Below are 8,553 nucleotides of genomic sequence, written 5' to 3' on the forward strand. Positions count from 1 at the left end.
GCCTGCGCTATGACGCCGGCCTGACTTCGGCAAGCGTCGATGCGGCGGCGCGGCTGACGAGGTGATCCGTCAAAGTCCGCACGAGGCCGGCCTGTCGCGCCGAAGGCGAGAGGCACACCAGCATGCGTCGCGTCGCCCAGTCATCAGACAGTATTCTGAACTCGACCTCCATGGTGGCGGCGAAACGGCGTGCGGCGCCCTCCGGCAGCACCCCCAGACCGAAGCCGGCCTCGACCATGCGACACACCCCGTCGAAACTGCGCACCTGGACGCGAAGGCGCAGGGCGAGATCGATGGCGGCGGCCTCGGCATGCATCGAGCGCGTAATCGCCGTCGCTTCGAGAAGCCCCACGAAGTCGTGGTTCAGATAATCGACGAACCGCGCCTCCGCCTCGCCCGGCGGGAAGACGCCATGGGGGGCCAGCAAGGCCAGCCGATCCGTCCGGTAGGGATAGGTGGCCAAGCCCTTCGCTGCCGTCCCCTCCACGATGACGCCCAGATCCGCACGGTCAGCCTGCACCGCCGCGACGATTTCCGCACTCCAGGCTTCCTCGATGTCAACGCGAATGTCTGGCGCCTGGGCGGCGAATGCAGCCAGATCGGCGGGTAGGAACTGGGTGATTGCGGAGGTATTCGCCTGGAGTCGGATCTGCCCCTTGAGGCCGCCGGCGTAGTCCGCCATCTCGCCATCTATGGCGCGCGCCTGATCGAGAAGGACCCGCGCGCTGATCAGCAAGGCCTCGCCGGCTGGCGTAAGCCGCACCCCATGACGGCTGCGATAGAAGAGCCGGACGCCGAAACGATCCTCAAGGAGGGTTATGCGACGCGATGCGGCGGCCACGGCCAGGTTGGACTGCCGGGCGGCGTCGCCGAGCTTGCCGCTCTCGGCCGCGCGGACGAACAGGCGAAGGGACGTCAGATCCTGAAACATGACGCCTTGTCACTCGCAACGATTGAATTCGCAATCCGCGAAATGAAACTTGTCGTATCGGCGATTTACACCCCGGCTCATCAGCCTATCGGTGTGCAATGACGCTCCCTCAAGAGAGCGCAGGAAACATCATACAGGGAGGGGTCGGATGATCTCGGCACAGAAGTTCGCGTGGCGCGCGGCGGGCGCCCTTGGGGCGCTAGGCATGGCGTCAACCGCCCAGGCGCAGGCGATTGACGCGGGCGACTACGTCCCGGCGCCGTCCGGCACGCAGCTAGGCCTCGTCTATACTCAGTACAGCCACGCCAACGCCCTCTACGCCGACGGCGACAAGGTGGACGGCGACGCGGAGCTCGACGTCGCCCTGATCATGGCGCGCTACGTGGGCTTTACCAAAATCGGCGGGAAGACGCTCGACTATCAGGTTCTTCTCCCCGTGGTCGACATTCAAGCCGGCGGGTCGGTGGACGGACTGGGCTCCACACGGGGCTTGGCTGATGTCATTCTGGTCAGCACCCTTTGGCTTCATGAGGACGCCGCCAACCGATCCTATTTCGGCATAACGCCCTACGTCTATGTGCCGGTCGGCGAATACGACGGCGACAAGGCGCTGAATCCCGGCGAAAATCGCTGGAAAGGTTCGCTCCAGGCTGTCTGGTCCAAGGGACTTACCGAACATTGGGTCGGCGAGATCGCAGGCGACGTCATGGTCTATGGCGAGAACGACGACTTCGCCGGCGGCCGGACGCTTCAGCAAGACCCCACCTGGCGGGTGCAGGCTTTCGCGCGTTACATGATCGATGACGCCAACGAGGCCAATCTTCGCCTGATGTATGTCGGCGGCGGCGAGACGCAGATCGATGGCGTCGATCAGAACAACGAGTCCGGCACGGTCTCGGCCCTGGCGACCTGGCGCCATACCTTCAGCCCCCACTGGCAGTTGCTCAGTCAGGTCGGAACCGATCTCGCCGTGGAGAACGGCTTCCGCGAAGCGGCCCGCGTTCAATTCCGCATTCTCAAAGTTTTCTGAGAAAGGCTCGACCATGACCGACAACATTAATCAGCCCCGCCTCGCCCAAACTCTGGACGCTTACAACAAGGGCCGCCTTGACCGTCGAGGCTTCCTGCGCGGCGCGGCGCTCGCCGGCGTGGGCTTCGCGGCGGCCCAGGCCTTGTCGCTTGCGGGCGGCAAGGCTTGGGCGCAATCGACCAGGACGGTCGAGGCGCCACGCGGCGCCGATTACATCGTGATCGGCGCCGGTTCGGCCGGCGCGACTGTCGCGGGCCAGCTTGCCCGCACGACCGGCGCTTCGGTTCTCGTGCTCGAAGGCGGCCTTTCGGACGACCAGGCCGACATCTCGGATCCCGCAGGATGGCCCTCGGCGCTCGGTTCGGCTTTCACCAAGACCTACGCCACCACGCCGCAGACGCACGCCGACAACCGGGTCATCCCCTATCCGCGCGGGGAAGGCCTCGGCGGATGCAGCAGCGTCAACTGCATGATCTACAACCGCGGCGCCGCCCAGGATTATGACGACTGGGCCTATGACGGCGCGTCCGGGTGGGACTGGAAATCGGTTCTTCCGGACTACAAGGCTCTGGAAGACTGGCAGGACGGCGAAAGCGATCTGCGCGGCGCGGGAGGACCGCTTCACGTTACCCGTCCGGACCCGGCGCTCGGGCACGAGGGCGCCCGCGCTTTCATGGAAGGCGCCAAGTCGCTCGGCTATCCGGAAGTGTATGACTTCAACGCCGGCACGCTCGAGGGGCCGGCCTGGGTGAACTTCACAATCCAGGCCGGAAAGCGACAATCCTCCTCGGTCGCCTTCCTGCGTCCGGCGCTCGAAGCCGGCGCCAAGCTGACGGTCCTGACGGAGGCGCCTGTCCTTCGCCTGATCCTGGAGCGAGGTCGCTGCGTCGGCGTCGAGTATCTGCACAACGGCCGGGCCACAATCGTTCGCGCCGGCAAGGAAGTCATCCTATCCGCGGGCGCGCTGATCACGCCCAAACTGCTGATGCTGTCGGGCATCGGCGATCCCGTCGCCCTGCGCGCGCTGGGCCTGACGCCGGCCGTATCGCTGTCCGGAGTCGGCTCTAATCTGCAGGATCACGTCCTCGGCGCAGGCGTAAACTATGAGGCCAAACGGCCCGTTCCGCCGACGAACTACAACGCGTCGGAAGTCTATATGTGGTGGAAATCGGATCCATCGCAGCCCGTGGCGGACATCAACGCCCTCTACATCAACCTGCCCTTCGCCACCAAGGAGTTGAACCTTGAGCAACAGCACGGCTACGCCATGCTCTGCGGCGTCATGCGGCCCAAATCCCGCGGCAGCGTCACGCTCTCCTCTGCCGACCCGCGCGCTGATCCGCTTGTCGATCCCAACTACCTCGCCGTCGATCAAGACCTGATCGCGCTCAAGGCAGCGACAGATCTGGCTCGCGCGATCGGCAACAGCGACGCCTACAAGGACATCCGCAAGGCGGAACTCATGCCCGCCCGCGCCGCCCTGTCGCCCACTGAGTATCGAGACTATCTCCGCAAATCCGCGTCGACCTATTTCCATCCGGTCGGCACCGCCAAGATGGGCACAGACGCGCGTTCGGTCGTCGATCCGCAGTTGCGGGTGTACGGCGTCCAAGGCCTGAGGGTCGCGGACGCTTCGGTCATGCCCACCATCACGACGGGCAACACAAACGCCCCGTCCATCCTGATCGGGTGGAAGGCGGCGAAGATGATCGCGGCCGCCGCGTGATCCGCCCTCCCCTGACCTGAGTCTCTTCGACGCCCGGCGACCCTCGCTGGGCGTCGTCGCCGTTTTCGCTAAAGGAGTTCTCCCATGAACATCGCCTCCGCAATCAAGCCCGACGTCCACATCGACTTCGACGGTCCCTACGCCCTGGCGATCAATGGCAGGCTGGTCGAGACCAACAAGTCGTTCCAGGTCCTGAATCCCGCAACGAACGCCGTCCTCGCCGATGCGCCGGAAGGCACAACCGAGCACATGGAGGCCGCCATCGCCGCCGCAAAGACGGCTTTCCCGGCCTGGTCATCGCTCGGCTGGGACGAGCGCGCGGACTATGTCGCGCGCTATGCTGACGCCCTGGAAGCGCACCGCGAGGAGTTGATCACTCTTCTGACGCTGGAACAGGGCAAGCCCCGCCACTCGATGGCCACGGGCGAGGTGGACGCGGCGATTTTCTGGGTGCGAGAAACCGCGAAGCGCCGCCTCGATGTCCAGACCATCGAGGACACAGCCGACCATACGGTTGAGATCCATCATACGCCTCTCGGCGTCGTCGGCGCCATCACGCCGTGGAATTTCCCGGTTCTCCTGGGCCTCTGGAAGGTCGCGCCCTGCCTGATTACCGGCAATACGATGGTGATGAAGCCGTCGCCCTACACCCCACTGTGTACGCTCCGTTTCGGTCAGATCGCTCAGTCCGTCTTTCCTGCCGGCGTTTTGAACATCGTGTCCGGCGGCAACGAACTCGGCCAGCAGATGACCGAGCACCCAGACGTCGCCAAAATCAGCTTCACCGGCTCCACCGCGACCGGCAAGAAGGTCATGGCCAGCGGCTCGAGCAATCTGAAGCGGATCACTCTGGAACTTGGGGGCAATGACGCGGCCATCGTTCTCGAAGGCGCCGACTGGCGACCTCTCGTCCCGATCCTGTTCTGGGCCGCCTTCGGAAACTCAGGCCAGTGGTGCATCGCCTCCAAACGGCTCTACGTCCACTCCAGTATCCATTCGGATTTTGTGGCGGCCTTCGTCGACTTCGCCAAGCAGCAGAAGATCGGCGACGGCATGGATCCCGACACCAACTTGGGGCCGATCCAGAACCGGATGCAGTTCGGTAAGCTGCTGGACCTCTTCGCGGACGTCAAAGCCAAAGGCTACAAGGTGCCGCTGGGCGGTGTGATCGACGAAAGCCTTGCCGGGAACTTCGTCCCTGTGACCGTCGTCGACAATCCGCCGGAAGACAGCCGGATCGTCGTCGAGGAGCCGTTCGGCCCGATCCTGCCGATCCTCTCGTTCGACACGGTCGATGAAGTGGTCGCGAAGGCCAACAACTCCCATTTCGGACTGGCGGGGTCCGTTTGGGGAGCGGATCGCGATGCGGCCATCGCCGTGGCGAAGCGGCTCGAGACAGGGACCGTCTGGGTCAACGAAATCCATATTCATGGTGTCGACATCCCATTCGGAGGCCACAAGCAGTCGGGCATGGGCGTCGAGAATGGCCAGGAAGGTCTTTCCGAGTTCACGAACACCAAAACCTATATGTTTCATAAGTAGGCCGGTACCGCTCACCCGCGCCATCGCCGTGGGTGAGCGGTACCCGACTCTGCGCGCTCAACCTACCGCCATAACTGTCATCTAATAGTCATGGCAGGGAAGGTCGGACATGCGCCGATTCTGTTGAAAAAGTCGGAAGCGCCGCTTGGCGGGGGTATGGCCGTGCGACCTCAGGTTCTCTCGCGACAGAATTTGCCGCGCCAGGTACGCTAGCCGGCAAGCTCATTGCCGAAAATCGGGGCCCGTTTCCGACCCGCCGACTTTTCAACACAATCCGCCACAAGCAGACATTCGGGTAACAGGCAGCGCCCGGCCCACTTGTAGCCTGCCACTGTTTATTCAGGCGTGATAGCGCTATCGGTGCCAGAGACGGGAGACGCATACCTGCGGAGATAACCAGTGGATTTGAGATCACTAGGCCGCGCAGGTCGAATATCACGGCGCCAACTGATGCTCACCGCCGCGATGGCCGCCGTCGCTCCACGGGCCCTTGCCCAAACTCAATCGGGTAAAATTACCCCGGTCGCCGCCCGCCTTGTGGCGCTGAAGCCCTCGATCTTCGCCTCCGCCCAATCCGCCAATCGCGCCTATCTCACCTTCCTGTCACCCGACCGGTTGCTGCATAATTTCCACAAGGCCGCTGGGTTGCAGCCTAAAGGCGCGGTGTACGGCGGCTGGGAGGCTCAGAGCATCGCCGGCCATACGCTGGGCCACTATCTAAGCGGCTGCTCACTGATCGTGGCGAACACCGGCGATCTGCTGCTCAGCCAGCGCCTGATCGACACCGTCGCAGAGATGGCGCGGATCCAAGCCGCGCATGGAGACGGCTACGTCGGGGGAACGACCCTTTGGGGACAGACGGACGCGGTTGATGGCGCGTAAGTAAGATCTGAGCGAAACGGAATGGCGGCTGATCGAGCCGCCGCTGCCAAACAAACCGCGAGGGGCGCCTCGGGTGCACAATGGTTGCCTGTGGTAATCAACGGGCGGATATGATGCCATTCGTGCTGTGGAGCTCGTTGATCGTCCTCGTCTACGTCCTCTCCTATGCGGTCGGGATCGGGACGGCTCGACATTCGCTCCAGCGCGCTACAACCTGACAGCTGCCGTTCGGTCGTCAAACCTTGCGCGGTAGTAGAAGGAACACGATCCCGATCAGGAAAAGGCCGCTGCAGATCCAGCTGGCTTCCGGGCCTTGCGAGCCGCCTGTCAGAAGGTCAGGACCTTGCGGGATCAGGTGGACCAGCAGGGCCGGCAAATCGACTACAAAGCCGGTGACTGGAACCCCGAACCCGATCGACAGCAACCAGTTCCAGCCGATGTGCCAGCCCATCACCCCCCAGATGTTTCCCGCCCGGATGGCCCATAGGCAGGCGAAAACCGAAAACAGGGCTGAGCCTAACATGTCCTGCCAGGCCTGCCCCGGGGACCAATGCAGGAAGGTGAAGACCAGGGTCGTGGCTACGACGGCTGCCAGCTGGCCCCACTTGCGGGTTACGACCGACAACAGCCAGCCTCGGAAAATGAACTCCTCGACTCCGGCCTGGATTGCGAAGCACAGCAGCAGGATGGCCATGCTGCCGAGCGGTGCTGGCGAGGATAGAGCCGGCCCGAATTCGCCCACCTGATAGCCACCAGCGAACCCGATGGAGGCGACGACCGTAGAGATGGTCACCCATCCGATCAAAAGGCCCCGAAACAGGGTCGTGAGGGGTGCCGGGCCGGTCAGGCCGACGGTCGACAGCGGACGCCGCTCGACCAGCCAAATCCAGGCAAGAACCATCAGGCCATTGAGGGCAAACGCGACCACGAGGTAGGCGTACATGCCGTTGAGGCCGATCGGACCGCCCTCGGCATCTTCTAGCCCGAGACTTCTCAGCCAGGGCGAGGGTATCAGAACGGAGGCGATTACAAAGGCGATGAACAGAAAGGGTGCGAGGATTCCCCAGGGAAGCCAGCCTTTGTGGGGTTCGGTTGAGAAGATCGTTTTTGAGGTCATGGGCCTGAGTAGGCCAACCGCTTCAAATGCGGATAGAATGATCGTGCGCGGCCGTGATGGCGTTCAGCCAAGCCATCGGCGCAAGGCCGTAAGCTTTCCGGAACTGGCGGCCGAAATGACTCTGGTCGGCGAATCCGCAGATGGCCGCCACCTGCGCGCCAGGTCGCCCCTGGATCAGAAGTCCGCGCGCCTTTTCCAAGCGGCGCAGGGTCAGGTACCTGTAGGGGCTGGAGCCGAACATGGCGCGAAAGTCTCGCGATAGCTGCCAACGGTCATGGCCCGTCGCCTGCTCCAGTTCCCGCAGGGAAAAGGTCTCGTCCAAGCAAGAGTCTATATACTCTCGGGCCAACCTCGCGGCCTCCCGGTTGGTGCGCCGGATCGGGTCGATACCGCCGGAAGCGGCTTCGAGCGCGCCCGCAATCTGAACGAGGGCATCCTGGTATTCGAGTTGGGACAACAGACTGTCATAGTCCGCCAATAGGTTATTGACGGCCGCCGCGAGCCTCGGATCGGCCGAGAGTCCTCCTTCGATGAACGGCAGTGTCCGGCCGCCCAGGACATCCTGGATATCCATCGGTCGGATATAAGCCGTCCGATAGCGAAAGGTCCGGCCATCACCTGCGCGACCATCGTGACGCTCGTCCGGATGAATCACAACCAACTGTCCCGGCAACGAGTGACGGGTCTCGCCGCGGTAGTCGAAACTCTGAACACCCCCGAGAGTCACGCCGACGGCATAGATGTCGTGGCGGTGCGGTCCGAACGCCGCGCCCGTAAAACAGGCCTCGATCCGGTCGATGTACCCCGGCGCCCTGAACAGCCAGTTTTCCGAAGCCGCAGCCAAATCCGGTTCTTTCCCGTCTGTCCGTTTTCGACATCAAAGCACAGCCAGGACGGAAAAGAGCATGAATACGCCTTCACCTTCTGACCACTCACCTGAGAAAGGCTGGATCGGCAGTCCGGAGCGTGAAGGGCGGCGGAGTTATGCGACTCTAACCACGGGGCGGGGCCCGGAGTGGCAAGTCATGAAGAAGCTCCGGTGAGCTGGCCCATCGGTTTGGGCTGATAAGACCGACAACACCAGCACGCCCAATAGCGGACGTTGCCAACCGCCGCCTTGAGTCAGGCCCAGCCATTCCACGACGGCGCAAATGCGCCATCAGCGGACTCTGGCTCAAGGCCGGGAAGCGGACCTTCGGCCTGATGCCGCTAAGACGTCCGCTTACGACCGAGGCTGTGTGAAAACGCCTCCAGCTCGAGCGAATTAGCTTATTCTCCCGAGGTCAGCAGGAGGTGGGTATGGGCCGCTTCGTTCAGGGTGCAGA

7 protein-coding genes are annotated in these 8,553 nt (G+C 63.3%); 4 read left to right on the forward strand and 3 right to left on the reverse strand.

Features of this window, described 5'->3' with window-relative positions; genetic code table 11:
• Window positions 1–7 precede the first annotated feature (7 nt).
• Entirely contained in the window at window positions 8–931 is a 924-nt protein-coding gene (locus tag HF680_RS11665) for a LysR family transcriptional regulator (RefSeq protein WP_185225185.1), read from the reverse strand.
• Between the two features lie 205 nt (window positions 932–1,136).
• On the opposite strand from HF680_RS11665, the gene HF680_RS11670 reads away from it, so the two are divergent.
• The 4 genes from HF680_RS11670 (at window position 1,137) to HF680_RS11685 (ending at window position 6,111) form a co-directional block, all read left to right on the forward strand.
• Complete coding sequence (locus HF680_RS11670) at window positions 1,137–1,961, forward strand: transporter (protein WP_205196235.1); 825 nt, start codon at window positions 1,137–1,139, stop codon at window positions 1,959–1,961.
• 13 nt (window positions 1,962–1,974) lie between these two features.
• Window positions 1,975–3,687, forward strand: coding sequence for a GMC family oxidoreductase (locus HF680_RS11675; RefSeq protein ID WP_185225187.1), 1,713 nt, complete (start codon window positions 1,975–1,977; stop codon window positions 3,685–3,687).
• 84 nt (window positions 3,688–3,771) lie between these two features.
• Window positions 3,772–5,229 carry an aldehyde dehydrogenase family protein gene (locus HF680_RS11680; RefSeq protein ID WP_185225188.1) on the forward strand — a complete coding sequence of 486 codons (1,458 nt, stop codon included), beginning with the start codon at window positions 3,772–3,774 and terminating at the stop codon, window positions 5,227–5,229.
• A 450-nt stretch (window positions 5,230–5,679) separates the two neighbouring features.
• Window positions 5,680–6,111: a beta-L-arabinofuranosidase domain-containing protein gene (locus tag HF680_RS11685; RefSeq protein ID WP_185225189.1), complete on the forward strand. Its 432-nt coding sequence runs from the start codon at window positions 5,680–5,682 to the stop codon at window positions 6,109–6,111.
• Window positions 6,112–6,346: 235 nt separating this feature from the next.
• On the opposite strand, the gene HF680_RS11695 is transcribed toward HF680_RS11685, so the two are convergent.
• Window positions 6,347–7,228: a CPBP family intramembrane glutamic endopeptidase gene (locus tag HF680_RS11695; protein ID WP_185225190.1), complete on the reverse strand. Its 882-nt coding sequence runs from the start codon at window positions 7,226–7,228 to the stop codon at window positions 6,347–6,349.
• A gap of 22 nt (window positions 7,229–7,250) precedes the next feature.
• Window positions 7,251–8,072 carry an AraC family transcriptional regulator gene (locus HF680_RS11700; RefSeq protein WP_185225191.1) on the reverse strand — a complete coding sequence of 274 codons (822 nt, stop codon included), beginning with the start codon at window positions 8,070–8,072 and terminating at the stop codon, window positions 7,251–7,253.
• Window positions 8,073–8,553: the final 481 nt, after the last annotated feature.

It is taken from the genome of Brevundimonas huaxiensis (assembly GCF_014218725.1).
In the GTDB taxonomy this organism is placed as follows: Bacteria; Pseudomonadota; Alphaproteobacteria; order Caulobacterales; family Caulobacteraceae; genus Brevundimonas; species Brevundimonas huaxiensis.

Excerpts from the sequence above, each read along its gene's own strand:
- HF680_RS11670 (WP_205196235.1), top strand. The coding sequence starts at position 1,137 with ATGGCGTCAACCGCCCAGGCGCAGGCGATTGACGCGGGCGACTACGTC.
- HF680_RS11685 (WP_185225189.1), top strand. The coding sequence starts at position 5,680 with ATGCTCACCGCCGCGATGGCCGCCGTCGCTCCACGGGCCCTTGCCCAA.
- HF680_RS11695 (WP_185225190.1), bottom strand. The coding sequence starts at position 7,228 with ATGACCTCAAAAACGATCTTCTCAACCGAACCCCACAAAGGCTGGCTT.
- HF680_RS11665 (WP_185225185.1), bottom strand. The coding sequence starts at position 931 with ATGTTTCAGGATCTGACGTCCCTTCGCCTGTTCGTCCGCGCGGCCGAG.
- HF680_RS11675 (WP_185225187.1), top strand. The coding sequence starts at position 1,975 with ATGACCGACAACATTAATCAGCCCCGCCTCGCCCAAACTCTGGACGCT.
- HF680_RS11680 (WP_185225188.1), top strand. The coding sequence starts at position 3,772 with ATGAACATCGCCTCCGCAATCAAGCCCGACGTCCACATCGACTTCGAC.